We start from the raw sequence: 19313 nt of genomic DNA on the forward strand, positions 1-19313 counted from the left end.
CGGCGCGGCTCAGCCCACGTTCGACGCGTAGGACGTCTGGGCGCGGTACGTCCAACTGGGCTGGGCGTCCCAGGGGTTGGGCATCTTGGCGCTGGTGGCGTAGGCGTAGCCCGCGCCGCGTTCGAAGACGGTACGGAGCGTCGCGCGCATCGCGGTGGCGTCCGGGACGTCGTGCACGAGGTGCCAGAACGCGGTGCCGCTCGGGTCGAGTTCGGCGCCGGAGCGGTAGCCGGTGAGCGCGTTGAAGACGTTGCCGCCGAGCCAGCCGCCGCCCGTGTGGGCCGCGTAAGTGTCCTCGAAGGTGACGAAGACGTCGGCCGTGCGGCGGCCGGGCTCCAGGAAGCAGTCGGCGATGGCCGTACCGGGGTTGTTCACGACCAGGTCCTCGGCGCCCGGGTCCACCGTGTCCATGGTGTCCTGGACGTAGCGGCGGAGCTCCGCGTAGTGGTCGCGGGTGGCGTTGGCCGGGCCGCAGTCGCGGCTGACGACGTCGAAGAAGATGCCGTCCACGTGGAGGCGGCCGTCGGGAGTCTTCAGGTAGTTGTCCACGGAGGCCTTGACGGCGGCGATGTCGCGGTTGCCGTGGTCGGTGTGGACGTAGCCGAGCACCTTGGTCTTCTCGCCGGTGGCGGTGGTGCCGGTGCGCAGGACGTCGGCGCGGGCCTGCCAGGGGTCGTCGAACGGGGAGTCGCCGTTGCCCGGGTTGAGGACCACCACCGAGGCGGCCGGGCTGGTGGCGGTGAGATCGACGAGCATCGGGTCGTCGGCCCAGACGTAGGCCGGGACGGCTATCTCCAGGCCCCGTACGCCGGCCGCCCGGGGGGTCGGTCTCACCTCGGGGACCGGGGCCGGGGCGGGGGCCGGGCCACGGTCGCGGGCCTGGGCTCGGGCCGGCTCCGAGCTCGCCGACGCGGTGACGGCCGGCGCCGGCGCGGCGAGTAAGAGGGTGGCCAGTACGGCGTAAACGGCCTTCGCGGCGCGGGTCATGACTGCTCCTCGGGGCGGCGGCGGGGGCGGCGCCGGGGCGATGGCCGGGCGCCGGGGACGGCACCCGGGACGGGACACCGGCCCGAGGAACACTAGACGGGCGGCCGGGGGCGCCAAGGCGGATTCCCCCGCTTCAGTACGAGGAACTGACAAGCGAACTTTCCCCACCCCCCGCCGGTCCGGCCGCGCGGGGCTCGCCCGCGCGGCTCCCGCGCGGGCCCCGTACCGCCCTATACGGCGGACAGCCCGACCCCGTGCGCCAGCTGCGCGGCGGCGTGCGCGAAGAACGCGGCGCGGTCCTCGACGACCCGGTCGAACTGGCCGAACAGTTCGAAGGAGATCAGCCCGAAGAGCTGCGCCCAGGCGGCGACCAGGGCAGCGGCGGCCTCGGGGGGCAGGCCGTCGGTGAAGTCCGCGGCCATCCGGGCCGCTTCGGTGCGCAGCTCGGCGGGGAGCGGCGGGAGGGAGATCCCGCGGCCCTCGTAGGCGGCACGGACGATGCCGATGAGGATGATGCCGACGCGGGAGGCGGGGCCCACGGTGTCGAGGGGGGCGGTGTAGCCGGGGACGGGCGAGCCGTAGATGAGGGCGTACTCGTGCGGGTGCTCCAGCGCCCAGTCGCGCACGGAACCGCAGACCTCGACCCAGCGGGCGCGGGGGGTCCCGCCGGCCGCGAGCGAGCGGGCGTCGGCACGCTCGGCGGCGGCGCCGACGCTGTCGTAGGCGTCGACGATGAGGGCCGTGAGGAGCTCGTCGCGGCTGGGGAAGTAGCGGTAGAGGGCGGAGGAGACCATGCCCAGCTCGCGGGCGACGGCGCGCAGCGAGAGCTTGGCGGCGCCCTCGGCCGCGAGCGCGCGGCGCGCCTCGTCCTTGATGGCGGCGGTGACTTCGATGCGGGCCCGTTCCCTGGCCCCTCGCACGGTGCTCATGAGGGTCAGTGTGCCACGCAGGTAGAGCAGTGCCCAACAACGAGAGCGACGATCCATTGCGAGAGCACCGCTCTTGTTTTGGAGCAGCAATCCGTGCACACTGTTCTCAAGCGAGAGCAGTGCTCTCCCAAACTCCTCGGAGGCGACCATGAACGCGCCCAAGCCGTACTACGTGAAGGCCGGCCCGCTCGACATCCGCTTCAACGCCCTCGTCGGCAGGCTCGCCCGCCTCGGCATGAGCCTGGCCGGGACGGCCGAGCTGTCGGTGCGCGGCCGCACCTCCGGCAAGATGCAGCGGATCCCGGTGAACCCGTACCACCAGGACGGCACCCGGTACCTGGTCTCCGCCCGCGGCCACTCCCAGTGGGTCCGCAACATGCGCGCCGCGGGCGGCGGCGAGCTCCGGTTGGGCCGCACCGTGCACGCCTTCACGGTCACCGAGATCACCGACCCCGCCGAGCAGGCCGTCGTCCTGCGCGGCTACCTGAAGAAGTGGGGCTGGGAGGTCAACCGGTTCTTCAACGGGGTCACCGCGAAGTCCTCCGAGTCCGAGCTCCGCGCCGCCGCCCCCGACCACCCGGTCTTCCGCATCACGGTCGCCCCCTGACCCGCCCACTCCGGCCTCCGGCCACCCGTCATCCGCCCGCCCCGCGTTTCCCCCGTCCGCCGTCACCCGCCCGCCGTCACCTGCCCGCCGCGCGTTCCCCGTCACCCGCGTTCCCCGGCGCCCGCCGCCACCCGCCCGCCCCGCCGTCCCCGCCCGCCGGCACCCGCCGACCCGACGTTCCCGGCCGTCCGCCGTCCGCCGTCCCCAGCACCCGCCGGCACCCGCCGGCCTAGCGTTCCCCGCCGTCCGCCGTCTCCGCCCTCCTCGCCGCCCCCAGGCCAGGCCGGACGGGCCCCAAGCCGGCTGCCCGCCCCGTCCCGCCCGGGCGGCCACGGGGACCTGCCGCCCGCTCGTCACCACACGCCACGCCCCCGACCGCGGCGGCGCCGGGGACCCACCTCCACCCGTCGCTCCTCCGCGGCCCCGGAAAACGCGGCGGCGGCCTCGCCGGTACACCCGGCAAGACCGCCACGCTCCGCACTTCGACGCCGCCGCTGCCCCACGGGGGCCGACGACGCGGACCCGGGCAGCCCCGGGCGTCCCCCGGCCTCAGCCCCCGGCTTCAGCCCTTGGCCTCGCCCTCGGCTCCGTCCCGCTCCCCCGATCCGGAGGCCGGCGCGGACGCGGACCCGGCGTCGCCGGCAACCCCGCCACCGCCACCGCCCCCGGCCTCGCCCCGGCTCCGCGCCTGGCGCGCGTCGAGCACGTGCAGCGCCTTGCGCGCCAGCGGGTACGTGCGCACCATCTCGGCCAGTGTCAGCGAGCCCCGCGCGATCCGGGCGAAGGCCAGCCAGGCCGGCCGCAAGCCGGTGATCGCCGCGTGCAGCAGGCCCGGCTTGGCCTCGAAGAGTTCCAGCATCCGCCGGCCGACGCCCATCTCCACACCCAGGCCGGCCTTGATGGCGAAGGCGTAGTTGAGGGCCTGGCGGCGCGCGTCCACCGCGTCCTGGGCCTCGGAGATCTTCACGGCCCACTCCCCGGCGAGCCGCCCCGAGCGCAGCGCGAAGGAGATGCCCTCCCGGGTCCACGGCTCCAGCAGTCCTGCCGCGTCGCCCGCGACCAGGACCCGCCCGCGCGAAAGCGGCGATCCGGGCTTCCGGCAGCGGGTCAAGTGCCCTGAGGAGAGCGCCGGTTCGAAGCCCGACAGGCCCAGCCGGGCGATGAAGTCGTCCAGGTACCGCTTGGTCGCGGCGCCCTCGCCCTTCGCCGAGATGACCCCGACGGTGAGGGTGTCGCCCTTGGGGAAGACCCAGCCGTAGCTGCCGGGCAGCGGCCCCCAGTCGATGAGGACCCGGCCCTTCCAGTCCGCGGCGACCGTCTCCGGGACGGGGATCTCCGCCTCCAGGCCGAGGTCGACCTGCTCCATCTCGACGCCGACGTGCGCGCCGATCCGGCTCGCGCTGCCGTCCGCGCCGACCACGGACCGGGCCAGCACGGTCTCGCCGTCAGCGAGGATCACGGCGACGGTCCGCCGGTCGGGCACGGAGGCCCCGTGCTGTTCCACCCGCACGACGGCCGTGCCCGTACGGACCGTGGCGCCCGCCTTCTCCGCCGCGGCGACCAGCGCCGCGTCGAACTCGGGCCGGTTGATCAGCCCGAACAACATCTGCTTCGAACGCCGGGTCCTGGGGTACTTCCCGTCCAGCGAGAAGGTGACCGCGTGGACGCGGTCCTTGAAGGGCAGCACGAAACCCGGCGGGAGCGCATCGCGCGAGGGGCCGATGATGCCTCCGCCGCAGGTCTTGTAGCGGGGCAGTTCAGCCTTCTCCAACAGCAGAACGCGCCGTCCCGCGCTTGCCGCCGCGTGCGCGGCCGATGACCCGGCCGGCCCGGCCCCGACCACGACCACGTCCCACACCTCGCCGGTCCCCCCGGCCGTCTCCGCGTCCGCCCCCTGAGCGGCCTGTCCTGTCGCCGCGTCGCGTACGTCGCCGCTGTCGCTCTCGTCGCTGCTCACGATGTGCTGCTGCTCCTGATCATGCGGTTCATGCCGTTGCTCCGATGCCGGGGAAATCCTACGGCGCGAGATCGACTGCCCCGTTGTGCGAGGATCGGAAGAGTCTTTCGCCGTAGCCCGCATACGCACACCCCGCGCATGCGGGACGCGTATGCGTGCCCGTACACGTACACCAACGTCGCACCCAAGAGGAGCGTGCCCATGCCGTCTCATCCGATCGCCGAGACCGTCGCCTCGCTGATGCCCCGCGCCAAGCAGGAGCTGTCCGAGCTGGTGGCTTTCCAGTCGGTGGCGGACTGGGCCCAGTTCCCCCAGAGCGAGAGCCAGGGCGCCGCGAACTGGGTGGCCGACGCGCTGCGCGCCGAGGACTTCCAGGATGTGGCGCTGCTCGACACCCCCGACGGCACCCAGTCGGTGTACGGGTTCCTGCCCGGCCCGGCGGACGCCCCGACCGTCCTCCTGTACGCGCACTACGACGTGCAGCCCCCGCTGGACGACGCGGCCTGGGTCTCCCCCGCCTTCGAGCTGACCGAGCGGAACGGCCGCTGGTACGGCCGCGGTACCGCCGACTGCAAGGGCGGGTTCATCCTGCACCTGCTCGCGCTGCGCGCCCTGAAGGCCAACGGCGGTGTGCCGGTGAACGTGAAGGTGATCGTCGAGGGTTCGGAGGAGCAGGGCACCGGCGGCCTCCAGCAGTACGCGACCGCCCACCCCGAACTGCTGGCCGCCGACGCCGTCGTGATCGGCGACGCGGGCAACTTCCGTACGGGCCTGCCCACGGTCACCGCGACCCTGCGCGGCATGTGCCTGCTGAAGGTCAAGATCGACACCCTGGGCGGAAATCTGCACTCCGGCATGTTCGGCGGAGCCGCCCCCGACGCGATGGCCGCGCTGATCCAGCTCCTCGCCTCGCTGCGCGCGCCGGACGGTTCGACCACCGTGGAAGGGCTGGACTCGGACGCGGTGTGGGAGGGGCTCCAGTACCCGGAGGCCGACTTCCGCTCCGACGCGAAGGTGCTCGAAGGGGTCGAGCTGATCGGCGAGGGCACGATCGCGGACCGGCTGTGGTCCCGGCCGGCCGTCACCGTGCTGGCCATCGACTCCCCGCCGCTGATCGGCGCCACCCCCTCGGTGCACGCGAGCGCGGGCGCGCTGGTGAGCCTGCGGGTGCCGCCGGGCGCGGACACGGCCGAGGCGATCAAGCTGCTGGAGGCGCACCTGGTGGCGCACACCCCGTGGAAGGCGCGCCTGGAGCTCGAAGTCGTCGGCCAGGGACAGCCGTTCCAGGCGGACACGGACAGTCCCGCGTACGCCTCGATGGCGCAGGCCATGAAGGTGGCCTACCCGGGCCAGGAGATGCAGATCAGCGGCATGGGCGGCTCCATCCCCCTGTGCAACACGCTGACCGAGCTGTACCCGGGCGCGGAGATGCTGCTCATCGGCCTGAGCGAGCCGGAGGCACAGATCCACGCGGTGAACGAGAGTGTCTCCCCGGAGGAGCTGGAGCGCCTGTCGGTCACGGAGGCGCTGTTCCTCCTCAACTACGCGGAGTCCAAGCGCGCCTGACGGTGCCACGGGCGGTTCCCCGACTGTCCGCTAGGAGCGGACCACGCTGACGGCGCAACCTGCGTCGTCAGCGTGGTCCGCACACATACGTTCGGGTGATGGATCTCGTAGAAGTCATCCCCGACCGCCTCCACATGCTCCGGTTCCCCATAGGCCAGGCCTACCTCTGGTGTGACGGAGCGGACCTGACCCTGATCGACGCGGGCCACGCCGGTTCGGCGGACGCGATCGAGGCGGCGATACGTTCCCTCGGGCTGCTGCCGGAGCGGCTGGAGCGGATCGTCGTGACCCATTGCCACGGTGACCACTTCGGCTCGGCGGGCGAACTCTCCGCCCGCTGGGGCGCCCCGGTGCTGGCGCACGCACTGGACGCCCCGGTGCTGGCGCACGCACTGGACGCCCCGGTGATCCGCGGCGACCGGCCGGTTCCGGAGCCGGTGCTGCTGGACTGGGAACTGCCGCTGTGGGAGCACGCCATGACGGTCCCACAGGCTCCTGCGACCGCAGTGGACCAGGAGTTGGCGGACGGCGAGGTACTCTCCTTCGGCGGCGGCGCGGTCGTCGTCCATGCCCCGGGTCACACCCCGGGCAGCATCGGCATCCATCTCCCCGCGCACGGCGTGCTGTTCACGGGCGACTGCGTCGCCGGCGTTGGACAGGTGATCCTCGGCGTCTTCAACGTGGACCGCGCCGGGGCCGTCGAGTCGATGCTCCGGCTGGCCGCCCTCTCCCCCTCCACGGCTTGCTTCGGCCACGGCGACCCGCTGACCTCCGACACCGCGGCCACCCTGCTCGCGGCAGCGGAAACGGCGGCGAAGGCCCAGGCGGAAGCGGAAGCCACTCCCACGCCCACTCCCACCAACACACCCGCAGCCGCACCCGCGGCTCAGCCTTCGCCCGCCCCGGCGGGCTGATCCCGATGCCGACCCGGGGCCGGCCCGAGACCGCCCCCGGGCCCGCTCCCTCCGCTACGGGACCGCGCGCCCCGCTTCCAGGTACGCCGCCCGGCCCCGCTCGCGTGCCCGCAGGGCCCACCGGAGCCTCTCGTACCGCACCGGCGGCAGCAGGTCCGCCGCTTCCTCCTCCGTCACGAACCGCCAGGCCCGCAGCTCCGGGCCGGGCAGCCGCAGCCGTCCGGTCTGCGCCGCCGACAGCCGGCCGCCGTCGAACAGCAGCCGCAGGCCGCCGTAGCCCGCCGGAGGCCCCGGCGGCTCCCAGTCCACGACCAGGAGCTCGGGGAGGCGCTCCAGTACGAGGCCGAGTTCCTCCTCGACCTCCCGTACCCCCGCGCACGCCGGGGCCTCCCCGGCCTCGACGACCCCGCCCGGGAACTCCCACCCCGGCTTGTACGTCGGATCCACCAGCAGCACCCGGTCCGCGTCGTCGAAGAGCAGCACTCCCGCCGCGACCGTCTCGCGCGTCGGCTGCGGGGTCTGCACGATGTCGCAGACCCGGGCCGTGTCGGTCCGTACGGCCTCGGCGATCCGCTGGGCCGTCTCCCGTACGGTGAGCGTCCCGTTGTCGATGACGTGGGCGTCGGCCGCGAGCCAGCCCAGCGCGAGCTGGTAGACGGGGATGTGGTCGTAGGCCCACCGCCGCACCCTCAGGTCCACGTCTTGCGCCGCCCCGGGCTCCTCACGGGTCGCGATCCGCTCCCGAAGGATCGTTTCCTCCGGTGCGAGCAGCACGTGCCGCACCGCGATCCTGCGCGCCGCGAGCCCGCCGAAGATCTCGTCGCGGTACTCCTGGCGCAGCAGCGTCATCGGTACCACCAGCACCCCGCCCAGCTCCGCCAGCATCGCCGCCGCCGTATCCACGACGAGCCGCCGCCAGCTCGGCAGGTCCTGGTAGTCGGACACCTCGGCAAGGCGCTTGCGCGGCAGCAGTACGCGCAGCGCGTCACCGATGAACTCCGGGTCGAACAAGGTGCTCTCCGGCAGGAGGCCGGTCAGCTCGCGCGCTGTGCTGCTCTTCCCGGCGCCGAAGGTACCGTTGATCCAGACAATCACGTCTACCCCTCTCCCGATGCCCCCAGTGGCTTGCCCGCACCACCCTGCCACGGAAACCCCGGTGCTCCGCCGAGTGCTTATCCTCAAGGTCAGGGGCCTGTCCGCAGCGTCGGGCCCGCACCGCCACAGCGCCCGCCCCTCCGGAGGTCCGACACCGTGCCGCACACCCGCCGCCCGCCCGAGCCCCGCTACGGCAACCGGCCGACCATGAAGGACGTGGCGGCCCGGGCCGGCGTGGGCCTCAAGACGGTGTCACGCGTGGTCAACGGGGAGCCGGGGGTCACCCCGGACACCGAGAAGCGGGTCCAGGAGGCCATCGACGCCCTCGGTTTCCGCCGCAACGACAGCGCGCGCGTCCTGCGCAAGGGCCGCACCGCCACCGTCGGCCTGGTCCTGGAGGACCTCTCCGACCCCTTCTACGGACCGCTCAACCGGGCCGTGGAAGAGGTGGCCCGCGCCCACGGCGCCCTGCTCATCAACGGCTCCAGCGACGAGGACCCCGAGCGCGAGCGGGAGTTGGCGCTCGCGCTGTGCGCGCGCCGGGTGGACGGGCTCGTGGTGATCCCGGCCGGGAACGACCACCGCTATCTGGAGCCGGAGATCCGGGCCGGGGTGGCCACGGTGTTCGTGGACCGCCCGGCGGGCCGGATCGAGGCGGACGTGGTCCTGTCCGACAGCTTCGGCGGTGCCCGGGACGGGGTGGCCCACCTGATCGCGGGCGGTCACCGCCGGATCGGCTTCATCGGCGACCACCCGCACATCCACACGGCGACCGAGCGGCTACGGGGCTACCGCGCGGCCATGGCGGACGCCGGCCTGCCGGTCGACGGCTCCTGGATCTCCCTCGGCACGACGGCCCCGGAGCGCGTCACGGCCGCGGCCCGTTCGATGCTGTCCGGCCCGGAGCCGGTCACGGCCCTCTTCGCCGGGAACAACCGCGTGACGGTCACGGCCGTGCGCGTCCTCGCGTCCCTGCCCCGCCCGGTGGCCCTGGTCGGCTTCGACGACTTCGAACTCGCCGACCTGCTGAACCCGGGGATCACGGTGATCGCCCAGGACGCCGCGGCCCTGGGCCGCGTGGCGACGGACCGCCTCTTCCAACGTCTGGCGGGCGCCGACCTCCCTCCGGCCCGCATCGAGCTCCCCACCCGCCTGATCGCCCGGGGCTCGGGCGAGATCCCACCGGCCGGCTAGGCCGGCGCCCCTGCCGTGCCGCAGGACGCCGAAGGCCCGGCCGGGGGCAGACCGGCCGGGCCTCGTACGGGGGCTGCTCGCCTCAGGCGGTCGCCGTCATCGTCGCCGAGCGGCGCGGGATGGCGAAGGCGTCGAGTTCCGCGCGGGTCAGGCCGGTGAGGGCGGTGACCTCCTCGGCGCCGACGGCGCCGCAGTCCAGGCCGCGGACCAGGTAGCCGGCCAGCGCCTTCGCGGTGGCGGGCTCGTCCATGACGTCGCCCTCGATCTTGGCCACGTACGCCTTCAGGCGCGCGGCGGCCGTTTCGAGGCCCTCGCGGTAGAAGACGAAGACGGCCGCGTAGCGGGTCGGCAGGTGTGCCGGGTGCATGTCCCAGCCCTGGTAGTAGGCCCGGGCCAGGGCGCGGCGGGTGAGGCCGTAGTGCAGCTTCCAGGCCTCGTGGACGTGCTCGGTGGTGCCGATCGGCAGGACGTTGGTCGAGCCGTCGGAGACGCGTACGCCGGTGCCGGCGGCCGCGACCTGCATGATCGCCTTGGCGTGGTCGGCGGCGGGGTGGTCGCTCGACTGGTACGCGGCGGAGACGCCGACGCAGGCGCTGTAGTCGAAGGTGCCGTAGTGCAGGCCCGTGGCGCGGCCCTTCGAGGCCTCGATCATCCGGGCGACGGCGGCGGTGCCGTCGGAGGCGAGGATGGACTGGCTGGTCTCGATCTGGATCTCGAAGCCGATCCGGCCCGGGCGCAGGCCGCGGGCGGTCTCGAAGGCCTCCAGCAACTGCACGAAGGCCGTGACCTGCTCGGGGTACGTGACCTTGGGCAGCGTCAGGACCAGGCCCTCGGGCAGGCCGCCGTGGGCGAGCAGGCCGGAGAGGAAGATGTCGGTGGTCCGGATGCCGCGGTCGCGGACGTTGGACTCCATGCACTTCATCCGGATGCCCATGTACGGGGCGTTCGTGCCGTTGGAGAAGGCTTCGGCGACGAGGCGGGCGGCGCGGGCCGCGGCCTGGTCCTCCTCCTCGTCGGAGCGGACGCCGAAGCCGTCCTCGAAGTCGACGCGGAGGTCCTCGATGGGCTCGGAGGCGAGCTTGGCCCGGACGCGGTCGTAGACCGGTACGGCCAGCTCGTCGGAGATGCCGAGCACCTTGGCGAAGGTGGCGGCGTCCGGGGCGTGCTCGTCCAGGGCCGCGAGGGCCTGGTCGCCCCAGCTGCGGATGGTGTCCGCGGCGAAGACGTCACCGGGCACGTAGACCGTGTGGATCGGCTGACGGGTGCCGGGGTCGCCCGGGTAGTGGCGCGCGAGTTCCGCGTCCACCGGCTTGAGGGAAGCGCTGATGCCCTCGCTGACCGCGCCTGCGAGGCTCGTCGCCACCTTCTCCTGCTGACCCATCGTGCACTCTCCTCTTTTCCGCTTCACGGAATCTTAGATCCGCATTACAGAATTTAGTCACGGGGTTCCGCTCAGTCAATGGTCCCTCCGCCGTCCTGGACAAACGACTCGGGGCCGTGCGGTGAGAAACACCACACGGCCCCGGAGACCACTTGCCCCGCAGGTCAGCGCCTGCGGCAGGGTTTTAGCCCTTGCGCGCCCTGATCTCGTCGGTCAGCTGGGGGACGACCGCGAAGAGGTCGCCGACCACGCCGTAGTCGACGAGGTCGAAGATCGGGGCCTCGGCGTCCTTGTTGATCGCGACGATCGTCTTGGACGTCTGCATGCCGGCCCGGTGCTGGATCGCGCCCGAGATGCCGGAGGCGATGTACAGCTGCGGGGAGACCGACTTGCCGGTCTGGCCGACCTGGTTGGAGTGCGGGTACCAGCCGGCGTCGACGGCGGCGCGCGAGGCGCCGACGGCCGCACCGAGGGAGTCCGCGAGCGACTCGATGATGTGGAAGTTCTCGGCGCCGTTGACGCCGCGGCCGCCGGAGACGACGATCGCGGCCTCGGTCAGCTCGGGGCGGCCGGTCGACTCGCGCGGGGTGCGGGAGGTGACCTTGGTGCCGGTGGCCAGGGCGCCGAAGGTGACGGCGAGCGCCTCGACGGTGCCGGCGGCCGGGGCGGTCTCGACCGGGGCCGAGTTCGGCTTCACGGTGATGACCGGCGTGCCCTTGGAGACGCGGGACTTGACGCTGAAGGACGCGGCGAACGCGGCCTGCGTCGCGACCGGACCCTCGTCACCCGCCTCCAGGTCGGTGGCGTCGGTGATGATGCCGGAGCCGATGCGGACCGCCAGGCGGGCGGCGATCTCCTTGCCCTCCGCGGAGGAGGGGACGAGCACGGCGGCCAGGGAACCTGCGGTGGACACAGTGTCGTACGCGGCCTGGAGCGCGTCCACCTTCGGTACGACGAGGTAGTCGGAGAACTCCGGGGCGTCGGCGGTGAGGACCTTGACGGCACCGTGCTCGGCGAGCACGGCGGCGGTGGCCTCGGCACCGGCGCCGAGGGCGACGGCGACGGGCTCGCCGATGCGGCGGGCCAGCGTCAGCAGTTCGAGGGTGGGCTTGCGGACGGCGCCGTCGACGTGGTCGACGTAGACGAGGACTTCAGCCATGGGGATGCTCCTGCGAATGCGAAGTAGTCAGGGGGACTGTCGAGGGATGACCGAAGCTCTTAGATGAACTTCTGGCCGGCCAGGAACTCGGCCAGCGACTTGCCGCCCTCGCCCTCGTCCTTGACGATCGTGCCGGCGGTGCGGGCCGGACGCTGGGTCGCGGAGTCGACCGCGGTCCAGGAGCCTTCGAGACCGACCTCGTCGGACTCGATCTCCAGCTCCTCCAGGTCCCAGGACTGCACCGGCTTCTTCTTGGCGGCCATGATGCCCTTGAAGGACGGGTAGCGGGCCTCGCCCGACTGGTCCGTCACCGAGACGAGCGCCGGGAGGGAGGCTTCCAGCTGCTCGCTCGCGGAGTCGCCGTCGCGACGGCCGGTCACGACACCGTCCTCGACCTTGACCTCGGAGAGCAGGGTGACCTGCGGGACGCCCAGGCGCTCGGCCAGGATCGCCGGGAGGACGCCCATGGTGCCGTCGGTCGAGGCCATGCCCGTGATGACCAGGTCGTAGCCGGCCTTCTCGATCGCCTTGGCGAGCACCAGCGAGGTGGCCATGACGTCGCTGCCGTGCAGGTCGTCGTCCTCGACGTGGATGGCCTTGTCGGCACCCATGGACAGCGCCTTGCGCAGCGCGTCCTTCGCGTCCTCGGGGCCCACCGTCAGGACGGTGATCTCCGCGTCGTCGGCCTCGTCGGCGATCTGCAGCGCCTGCTCGACGGCGTACTCGTCGAGTTCCGACAGCAGGCCGTCGACGTCGTCACGGTTGACGGTCAGGTCTTCGGTGAACTGCCGGTCGCCAGTGGCGTCGGGCACGTACTTCACACAGACAACGATCCTCAGGCTCACGCCGGCTCTCCTACCGCATCGACATTTCTGGTACCGCCTTGTTCAGGCAGCATAGGCGCCATCTCGGGCCGTTCCCGCCGGGGCGGCCCGCGCCCCGTTCAGGAATGTTACTCGTCAGTACACAGCGGGTTCCGCCAGGTTGCAAGGCCGGTGAACTGTGATCTGGCCAACGCCGGTGGCACCGGCCCCAGCAGGGACGATTCAGTCCCGCAACGCGTTGAAGCGCCCTTGGTGGTACAGCAGCGGCCGGCCCTCGCCGGACGGGTCTCCCACCGGGTCGCCCGCCGGGTCCCCGGCGACCGCCTCCGCGATGATCACACGGTGCTCGCCGGCCGGAACCCGCGCCACGACCCGGCACACCAGCCAGGCCAGTACGCCGCCCAGGACCGGAACCCCGTGCGGGCCGGCCGCCCAGTCGGTGGCCGGTCCGAAGCGGTCCGCCCCGTTGCGGGCGAACAGGCCCGCCAACTCCCCCTGCCGCTCGCCGAGTATGTGGACCCCCAGGTGCTCGGAGTCCCGTATCGCCGGCCAGCTCGAGGAGCCGGTGCCGATGGTGAACGACAGGAGCGGGGGATCCGCCGAGACGGAGTTCAGGGAGGTCGCGGTGAAGCCCACCGGCCGGCCGCCGCTCTCGGCGGTGATCACGGCGACGCCCGCGGCGTGCCGGCGGAACACCGAGCGCAACAGCGCGGGCGAGCCGGGCAGGCCGGCGCCGGCCCGTGGGGACGGAGCCGTCGGAGCCGTCGGAGCCGTCATCAGGAGGTGCCCCGTCCGTAAAGCAGGAGTTCATACCGCATATCGCAAGCCTGGCGATCTCTCGTGTACGCAGTCAAGCCTCATCGGGCAGATGTAGGGCGCGTCACGCTGCGTGCGGACGCGCGTACCGGCTCACCGGACGCCGCCCGGTGTCCGCGCCGGGCGAGGTGCGCCGGACGGGGTCGCGCCCGCCGAGGTCCGCGCCCGCGTCATACGGCGGCCCCCAGGGCTGCGATCACGTCCGCCTTGCGCGGCATTCCGACGGCCCGCCGCACGATTCGCCCGGCCGCGTCCAGGACCAGGACCGTCGGGGTCTTCTCGATGCCGAGGGCCCGCACGAGGTCCAGGTTCTTCTCGGCGTCGATCTCGATGTGCCGGACGCCCCCGACCATGGCCGCGACCTCGTCCAGGATCCGCCGGGTGGCCCGGCAGGGCTGGCAGAAGGCACTGGAGAACTGCACGAGCGTGGCCCGCTCCCCCGGCTCGGCGCCCAGTTCGGCGATTCCCAGCCGGTCTTCGCCCGCGCTCTCGTCCCGCTCGCCCGCTCGCACCCGTGCTCCCGTCTCCGCCGTCGGCCGACCCGTACGGGTACTCGCCCATCATCCCGGTACGTTCGTACGCTGATCGGAGCGCCCCACAGGCGCGCCGCATTCCCGGCGTGACGAGAATCTCTCCGGGTAGGGGCTTCTGGGCTGGCCTGCGGCTCGCGTATGGGGCACGATCCCCATGGCCGCGTACCTACGCTGCCGTAACTTCCGGCCGGGAGCACCTCCAGGCAGAAAGCGGGGTCTCCCCACCATGGCTGAGCTCGTCTACCCCCCGGTAATCGGTGCCGCGCACGCCCTCTTCCGTGCGCTCGACGTCCGCATCGACATGAAGGGCACCGAGAACATCCCGCGCCAGGGCGGGGCGGTTCTGGTGTCGAACCACATCGGCTACCTCGACTTCATCTTCGCCGGGCTGACCGCGCGCCCGCAGAAGCGTCTCGTCCGCTTCATGGCGAAGGAGTCGGTGTTCCGGCACAAGGTGTCCGGTCCGCTGATGCGCGCGATGAAGCACATCCCGGTCGACCGCTCCCAAGGCGAGACGGCGTACCAGCACGCGCTCGACTCGCTGCGCGCCGGCGAGATCATCGGCGTGTTCCCGGAAGCGACGATCTCCCAGTCCTTCACGCTCAAGAGCTTCAAGTCCGGTGCGGCGCGCATGGCCCAGGAAGCCGGTGTCCCGCTGATCCCGGTGGCGCTGTGGGGGACGCAGCGGATGTGGACCAAGGGCCGCCCGAAGGACCTCAAGCGCAGCCACATCCCGGTGACGATGCGGGTGGGCGAGCCGCTGGAGGCGCCCGCCGACCAGTACGCCGGGGCCATCACCCGCCGGCTGCGCGAGCGGGTGCAGGAGCTGCTCGACGCGGCGCAGAGCGCCTACCCGGCCAAGCCGCAGGGCGCCCTGGACTCCTGGTGGCTGCCGGCCCACCTCGGCGGCACCGCGCCGACCCCGGCACAGGTCAAGGAAGCCGGCTGAGGGCGGCTGAGACCCGCTGACCCTTCCGGACGGCCGCGGCCCCGCTCGATGGCGGGGCCGCGGTCTGCCGTAGAGGGGCTTCAGTTCGGGTTCTCGGCGTGGGCCAGCGTCTCCCACGCCTCGAAGTGGTCCTCGGTCCCCGCCGGGCGGCGGCCCTCGGTGAGCCGGCGGGTGTTCTCCATGGTGACGCCCAACCGGGTGTGCAGGGCGTTGTAACCGACCTCGGTGGCCGGGCCCAGGCCCCGGCCCTTGAACTCCGGGTACAGGTCGCGCCCTTGGATGCGCGAGGTTTCGGCCACGCGCATCGCCGCCGCGATTCCCATGCCGGTGTGGCCGAAGTCCCGGCAGGTCTCCTGCGCCAGACCGTCCACGAAGGTGCTCTGGCCGTGCCAGTAGTCGATCAGCTCGCTCCGGGTGTCGATGCCGGAACGCGGTACGAAGTCCAACTGGGCGCGGCTGTTCAGTACTCCGGGGTGGGCGAACGCCGTGGGGGCGGCGGCGGGGGACCGAAAACCGCAATGCTTTCGCCCTACACCCGTATGGCGTAATCTGCGACCCCTCTGCCACGTCACGGGGCGAAAGGGGCCGGAATGCCGGGGCTCGGACGGTACTTGGCCGCCGCGCTGGCGGCGCGCTTCGCCTCCGAGGGGATGGGCATGGCCGTCGTCCTGCTCGCCCTCCAGCGCACCGGGAGCGCCGCGCACGGCGCGTTCGTACTGACCGCCTGGCTGGCCCCGCACGTGCTCGCGGCCCCCCTCGCGGGAGTCGCCGCGGCGAGGTCGCGCCGGCCCCGGCTCTTCCAGGTGGGCGCCCTGGCGGGATTCACCGCGGCCGTGGCGGCGCTGGCGCTCCTGCTCGGGCGGGCTCCGACGCCGGTGGTGCTCGCGGTGGCGGTGCTCGGCGGCTCGTGCGGGCCGATGGTGACGGGCGGGCTGTCGAGCCTGGTGGCGGGTCTGGTCCCGGCCGGTCCCGCGCGCGACAAGGCGTACGGCTGGGACGCGTCGACCTACAACGGCGCCGCGGTCACCGCTCCGGCGGCCGTCAGCCTGGTCGCGGCCTTCGGCTCGGCCGGGCCGGCGATGGCCCTGCTCGCGGCTTCCGGCGCGCTGGCGGCCGCTCTGGCGGCGACCCTTCCGTACGCGGACCCCGTCCCGGGACCCGCCCGCGGCACACCCCGGGCCGGGCTGGGTTCCGGACTGGCCGCCCTGTGGCGGATCCGGGAACTGCGGGCCGTCACCTCGGCCACGACCCTGGCCTTCGTGGGCATCGGGGCGCTCACCACCACGGCGGTACTGCTGGCCACCACGCTCGGCAGTCCGGGCGGTGGCGGGGTGCTCATGACCGCCTTCGCCCTGGGCGCCCTGACGGGCTCCCTGACACTGGGCCGGATCACGTCCGTGCCGCCCGAGCGGCTGGCCCGGTGGGCCATGGCGGCGACCGGGGTGGCGCTGACGGCGGCCGCGTTCACCCCGTCCGTCACCCTCACGGCGGTGGCGTTCGCGGCTGCCGGGGTGTGCGACGGCCCCTTGCTGACGGCCACGTTGCGCATCCGCTCGGCGTTCGCGCCGGAAGAGGCGCGGACCCAGGTGTTCACCCTCGGCGCCGGGCTGAAGGTGACGGCCGCGTCGGCCGGCGCCGCGCTCGTGGGGCTCGCGGCCGACGCGCCGCCGTGGATCCTGGTGCTCGCGATCGCCGCCCTGCAACTGGCCGCGGCCCTGCTGCACACCGCGGTGGCGGCACGCGGCACCGCACGGGACGCGGCCATGCCAACGCCCACGCCCACCCCTACGGCCGCGGCCGCCGGCCCGGCGCTTCCAGGGCCGTCACGCACAAGCCCGTCACCTACAGGGCCGTCGGCAGGTTCCGCCACAACTGCGCCCGGTCCGCGGACTCCTGGAGCGCCTTGAGCGTGGCCGGATGCGCGGTCGCGTACAGCTCGGGGTAATCGATTTCGCCGAGCTCCGGGCGCACGGGGAAGGCGAGTTGTTCACGGGCGAGGGTGAACTGTGCGTCCACGCCGGGCTTGTTGCCCCGCGGGTCCACCCGGGACCAGCCCTCGCCGCCGGGCAGGCGCAGTGCGACGAGGCCGTGAAGGACGAGGTTCGATCCGTCGTCGTCGCCCAGGAGCTGGTAGCAGAGGCCGGCCGGGATGTCCCGCGCCCGCAGCAGGGCGGTCAGCGCGTGGGCCTTGGCGTAGCAGATCCCGTTGCGCGTCTCCAGGACGTCGGAGGCGCGCCAGGAGACGCGGTCGTCCCCGGAGTCGGCGGAGTGCGGGATGGTGTCGCGGACGAACTCGAAGGCCGCTTTGGCGTATGAATATGCATCGCCTGTCGCGGTCCACAGGGCGTCGGCGATCTCCTGGACCAGCGGATGACCGTGATCCACCACGACATCGGCGGCCAGGTAGGCGGCAAGGTCAGTATGCTCCTGGATCAATTCCATGATCCAGGAGCATACTCATGCATCATTCTGCATGCCTATAGATTTATGCCACCCGATTCCCGATTCGAGGAAGGGCTAGCGGGCCAGCTCTTCCTTGAGGGCCTGGAGGAAGCCGTCCACGTCCTCCTCCTGGGTGTCGTAGCTGCACATCCACCGGACGTCGCCCGCGATCTCGTCCCAGAAGTAGAAGCGGTAGCGCTCCTGGAGCCGCCGCGTGACCTCGTGCGGAAGGCGGGCGAACACGGCGTTCGCCTGCACCGGGTAGAGGATCTCCACCCCGTCGGTCTCGCGCACCCCGGCCGCCAGCCGCTGCGCCATCGCGTTGGCGTGGCGGGCGTTGCGCAGCCACAGGTCCTTCGCGAGGAGCGCCTCGAGCTGCACCGACACGAAGCGCATCTTGGAGGCGAGCTGCATCGACATCTTGCGGATGTGCTTCATCTGCCGGACGGAGTCCGGGTTCAGCACGACGACGGCCTCGCCGGCCATCATCCCGTTCTTGGTGCCGCCGTAGGACAGCACGTCCACGCCGACCGCGTTCGTGAAGCTGCGCATCGGCACGTCGAGCGAGGCCGCCGCGTTGGCGATCCGGGCACCGTCGAGGTGGACCTTCATCCCCTTGGCGTGCGCGTGCTCGCAGATGGCACGGACCTCGTCCACGGTGTAGACCGTGCCGAGCTCGGTGTTCTGGGTGATCGAGACGACCTGCGGCATCGCACGGTGCTCGTCCTCCCAGCCCCAGGCCTGCCGGTCGATGAGCTCGGGAGTGAGCTTGCCGTCCGGCGTGGGGACGGTGAGCAGCTTGAGGCCCGCCATCCGCTCGGGCGCACCGCCCTCGTCGACGTTGATGTGCGCCGACTCGGCACAGACCACCGCGCCCCAGCGGTCCGTGAGTGCCTGCAGGGCCGTCACGTTGGCGCCGGTGCCGTTGAAGACCGGGTAGGCCTCGGCGTGCTGGCCGAAGTGGCCGCGGAAGACCTGCTGCAGGTGTTCGGTGTACTCGTCGTCGCCGTAGGAGACCTGGTGGCCGCCGTTGGCGAGCGCGATGGCCGCCAGGATCTCCGGGTGCACCCCGGCGTAGTTGTCGCTCGCGAAACCGCGCACCGCCGGGTCGTGGTGCCGGCGGGCGTCGGTCTTCGCGGCGGACTTCCGTATCGCGGTCCTCACGGCACCGGTCTTCACGGTTGAGGGGTGAGCCACAGGCGCTGTCCGTTCACATCGGCGGCGGGCCGCTCCCAGACGTCGGCGATGGCCTCGGCCAGCTCCTTGACGTCGGTGAAGCCCGCGAACTTCGCAGTGGGACGCTCGGCGCGCATCGCGTCGTGCACCAATGCCTTGATCACCAGGATCGCAGCCGCGGCGGCCGGACCGTCCTCGCCACCCACCTTGCGGAAGGAATCCGCCATCGCGAGCGTCCAGGCTTCGGCGGCCGCCTTGCCCGCGTTGTACGCGGCGTTGTTGGCGACCGGCTTGTGCGCACCGGACTGGCTGACCAGCACGTAGCGGCCGCGGTCGCTGCGCAGCAACCCGTCGTGGAAGGCGAGCGAGGTGTGCTGGACGGTGCGGATGAGGAGCTTCTCCAGGAAGGCCCAGTCCGCGAGGTCGACGTCGGTGAAGGTCTTGCTGCCGCGCCAGCCGCCGACGAGGTGGACCAGGCCGTCGATGCGGCCGAACTCCTTCTCGGTCTGCTCGGCCCAGGCCTTGCTGGCGTCCAGGTCGAGCAGGTCGACGGTGTCACCGGTGATGGTGGCGCCGCCGTGGGCGTAGCGCGCCGCGTCCACGGCCTCGGCGAGGCGGGCCGCGTCGGCGTCGGAGGCGACGACCACGGCCCCCGCCTCGGCGAGGCGGAGCAGGGTGGCGCGGCCGGCGGGCCCGCCGGCTCCCGCCACTGCCACTACCGCCCCGTGGAGCTTCCCGTTCCCGTTAGCGGAACCGTTCATCTGTGCAGCCTCCTGTGGGCGAG

The 19313-nt window shown here is 72.7% G+C and carries 18 protein-coding genes and 1 pseudogene; 6 read left to right on the forward strand and 13 right to left on the reverse strand.

Annotation, left to right across the window (positions count from 1 at the left end):
* Positions 1-9: 9 nt before the first annotated feature.
* Together AC6CKD_RS18165 and AC6CKD_RS18170 are read right to left on the reverse strand one after the other, a co-directional pair.
* On the reverse strand, positions 10-987 hold the full coding sequence (locus AC6CKD_RS18165) for a spherulation-specific family 4 protein (RefSeq protein WP_498328501.1): 978 nt from the start codon (positions 985-987) through the stop codon (positions 10-12).
* Between the two features lie 230 nt (positions 988-1217).
* Positions 1218-1916 (reverse strand): TetR/AcrR family transcriptional regulator, encoded by a 699-nt coding sequence (locus tag AC6CKD_RS18170; protein ID WP_498328502.1) that lies wholly within the window; start codon positions 1914-1916, stop codon positions 1218-1220.
* A gap of 148 nt (positions 1917-2064) precedes the next feature.
* Between AC6CKD_RS18170 and AC6CKD_RS18175 the strand changes: the two genes are divergently transcribed.
* Positions 2065-2523: a nitroreductase/quinone reductase family protein gene (locus AC6CKD_RS18175; protein ID WP_498328503.1), complete on the forward strand. Its 459-nt coding sequence runs from the start codon at positions 2065-2067 to the stop codon at positions 2521-2523.
* Positions 2524-3085: 562 nt separating this feature from the next.
* On the opposite strand, the gene AC6CKD_RS18180 is transcribed toward AC6CKD_RS18175, so the two are convergent.
* Positions 3086-4480, reverse strand: coding sequence for a geranylgeranyl reductase family protein (locus AC6CKD_RS18180; protein WP_498328504.1), 1395 nt, complete (start codon positions 4478-4480; stop codon positions 3086-3088).
* 201 nt (positions 4481-4681) lie between these two features.
* Here AC6CKD_RS18180 and AC6CKD_RS18185 point away from each other — a divergent pair, with 201 nt between their 5' ends.
* Together AC6CKD_RS18185 and AC6CKD_RS18190 are read left to right on the forward strand one after the other, a co-directional pair.
* Positions 4682-6046, forward strand: a complete 1365-nt coding sequence (locus AC6CKD_RS18185; RefSeq protein WP_498328505.1) for a dipeptidase — start codon at positions 4682-4684, stop codon at positions 6044-6046.
* Positions 6047-6144: 98 nt separating this feature from the next.
* Positions 6145-6960 (forward strand): MBL fold metallo-hydrolase, encoded by an 816-nt coding sequence (locus AC6CKD_RS18190; RefSeq protein WP_498328506.1) that lies wholly within the window; start codon positions 6145-6147, stop codon positions 6958-6960.
* A 54-nt stretch (positions 6961-7014) separates the two neighbouring features.
* On the opposite strand, the gene AC6CKD_RS18195 is transcribed toward AC6CKD_RS18190, so the two are convergent.
* Positions 7015-8055 (reverse strand): NUDIX hydrolase, encoded by a 1041-nt coding sequence (locus tag AC6CKD_RS18195; protein WP_498328507.1) that lies wholly within the window; start codon positions 8053-8055, stop codon positions 7015-7017.
* Between the two features lie 207 nt (positions 8056-8262).
* Here AC6CKD_RS18195 and AC6CKD_RS18200 point away from each other — a divergent pair, with 207 nt between their 5' ends.
* On the forward strand, positions 8263-9249 hold the full coding sequence (locus AC6CKD_RS18200) for a LacI family DNA-binding transcriptional regulator (RefSeq protein WP_498328611.1): 987 nt from the start codon (positions 8263-8265) through the stop codon (positions 9247-9249).
* 82 nt (positions 9250-9331) lie between these two features.
* Here AC6CKD_RS18200 and AC6CKD_RS18205 read toward each other — a convergent pair whose 3' ends face one another.
* The 5 genes from AC6CKD_RS18205 to AC6CKD_RS18225 form a co-directional block, all read right to left on the reverse strand.
* The gene (locus tag AC6CKD_RS18205; protein WP_498328508.1) at positions 9332-10630 is read right to left on the reverse strand and encodes a DUF6986 family protein; all 1299 of its coding nucleotides are present in this window, start codon (positions 10628-10630) and stop codon (positions 9332-9334) included.
* Between the two features lie 184 nt (positions 10631-10814).
* Positions 10815-11789: an electron transfer flavoprotein subunit alpha/FixB family protein gene (locus AC6CKD_RS18210; RefSeq protein ID WP_498328509.1), complete on the reverse strand. Its 975-nt coding sequence runs from the start codon at positions 11787-11789 to the stop codon at positions 10815-10817.
* Positions 11790-11848: 59 nt separating this feature from the next.
* Positions 11849-12634 carry an electron transfer flavoprotein subunit beta/FixA family protein gene (locus tag AC6CKD_RS18215; protein ID WP_498328510.1) on the reverse strand — a complete coding sequence of 262 codons (786 nt, stop codon included), beginning with the start codon at positions 12632-12634 and terminating at the stop codon, positions 11849-11851.
* 201 nt (positions 12635-12835) lie between these two features.
* Positions 12836-13390 carry a flavin reductase family protein gene (locus AC6CKD_RS18220; protein ID WP_498328511.1) on the reverse strand — a complete coding sequence of 185 codons (555 nt, stop codon included), beginning with the start codon at positions 13388-13390 and terminating at the stop codon, positions 12836-12838.
* 209 nt (positions 13391-13599) lie between these two features.
* On the reverse strand, positions 13600-13941 hold the full coding sequence (locus tag AC6CKD_RS18225; protein ID WP_498328512.1) for a thioredoxin family protein: 342 nt from the start codon (positions 13939-13941) through the stop codon (positions 13600-13602).
* Positions 13942-14188: 247 nt separating this feature from the next.
* Between AC6CKD_RS18225 and AC6CKD_RS18230 the strand changes: the two genes are divergently transcribed.
* Entirely contained in the window at positions 14189-14911 is a 723-nt protein-coding gene (locus tag AC6CKD_RS18230; RefSeq protein ID WP_498328513.1) for a lysophospholipid acyltransferase family protein, read from the forward strand.
* 80 nt (positions 14912-14991) lie between these two features.
* On the opposite strand, the pseudogene AC6CKD_RS18235 reads toward AC6CKD_RS18230, so the two are convergent.
* A pseudogene (locus tag AC6CKD_RS18235) lies at positions 14992-15348 on the reverse strand (alginate lyase family protein); the annotation flags it as partial.
* Positions 15349-15501: 153 nt separating this feature from the next.
* Here AC6CKD_RS18235 and AC6CKD_RS18240 point away from each other — a divergent pair.
* Complete coding sequence (locus AC6CKD_RS18240) at positions 15502-16818, forward strand: MFS transporter (RefSeq protein WP_498328514.1); 1317 nt, start codon at positions 15502-15504, stop codon at positions 16816-16818.
* On the opposite strand, the gene AC6CKD_RS18245 is transcribed toward AC6CKD_RS18240, so the two are convergent.
* From AC6CKD_RS18245 to AC6CKD_RS18255, 3 genes are all read right to left on the reverse strand, one after another.
* On the reverse strand, positions 16754-17353 hold the full coding sequence (locus AC6CKD_RS18245; RefSeq protein WP_498328515.1) for a transglutaminase-like domain-containing protein: 600 nt from the start codon (positions 17351-17353) through the stop codon (positions 16754-16756). The genes AC6CKD_RS18240 and AC6CKD_RS18245 overlap by 65 nt on opposite strands.
* Positions 17354-17428: 75 nt before the next feature.
* Entirely contained in the window at positions 17429-18517 is a 1089-nt protein-coding gene (locus AC6CKD_RS18250) for a threonine aldolase family protein (protein ID WP_498328516.1), read from the reverse strand.
* 11 nt (positions 18518-18528) lie between these two features.
* Positions 18529-19290 carry an SDR family NAD(P)-dependent oxidoreductase gene (locus tag AC6CKD_RS18255; protein WP_498328517.1) on the reverse strand — a complete coding sequence of 254 codons (762 nt, stop codon included), beginning with the start codon at positions 19288-19290 and terminating at the stop codon, positions 18529-18531.
* Positions 19291-19313 lie beyond the last annotated feature (23 nt).

Source organism: Streptomyces sp. GQ60, from assembly GCF_059758875.1.

Coding starts and splice junctions, on each gene's coding strand:
- AC6CKD_RS18245 (WP_498328515.1), bottom strand. CDS start 17,353: ATGGAATTGATCCAGGAGCATACTGACCTTGCCGCCTACCTGGCCGCC.
- AC6CKD_RS18165 (WP_498328501.1), bottom strand. CDS start 987: ATGACCCGCGCCGCGAAGGCCGTTTACGCCGTACTGGCCACCCTCTTA.
- AC6CKD_RS18200 (WP_498328611.1), top strand. CDS start 8,263: ATGAAGGACGTGGCGGCCCGGGCCGGCGTGGGCCTCAAGACGGTGTCA.
- AC6CKD_RS18240 (WP_498328514.1), top strand. CDS start 15,502: ATGCCGGGGCTCGGACGGTACTTGGCCGCCGCGCTGGCGGCGCGCTTC.
- AC6CKD_RS18170 (WP_498328502.1), bottom strand. CDS start 1,916: ATGAGCACCGTGCGAGGGGCCAGGGAACGGGCCCGCATCGAAGTCACC.
- AC6CKD_RS18210 (WP_498328509.1), bottom strand. CDS start 11,789: ATGGCTGAAGTCCTCGTCTACGTCGACCACGTCGACGGCGCCGTCCGC.
- AC6CKD_RS18230 (WP_498328513.1), top strand. CDS start 14,189: ATGGCTGAGCTCGTCTACCCCCCGGTAATCGGTGCCGCGCACGCCCTC.
- AC6CKD_RS18185 (WP_498328505.1), top strand. CDS start 4,682: ATGCCGTCTCATCCGATCGCCGAGACCGTCGCCTCGCTGATGCCCCGC.
- AC6CKD_RS18220 (WP_498328511.1), bottom strand. CDS start 13,390: ATGACGGCTCCGACGGCTCCGACGGCTCCGTCCCCACGGGCCGGCGCC.
- AC6CKD_RS18175 (WP_498328503.1), top strand. CDS start 2,065: ATGAACGCGCCCAAGCCGTACTACGTGAAGGCCGGCCCGCTCGACATC.
- AC6CKD_RS18205 (WP_498328508.1), bottom strand. CDS start 10,630: ATGGGTCAGCAGGAGAAGGTGGCGACGAGCCTCGCAGGCGCGGTCAGC.
- AC6CKD_RS18190 (WP_498328506.1), top strand. CDS start 6,145: ATGGATCTCGTAGAAGTCATCCCCGACCGCCTCCACATGCTCCGGTTC.
- AC6CKD_RS18255 (WP_498328517.1), bottom strand. CDS start 19,290: ATGAACGGTTCCGCTAACGGGAACGGGAAGCTCCACGGGGCGGTAGTG.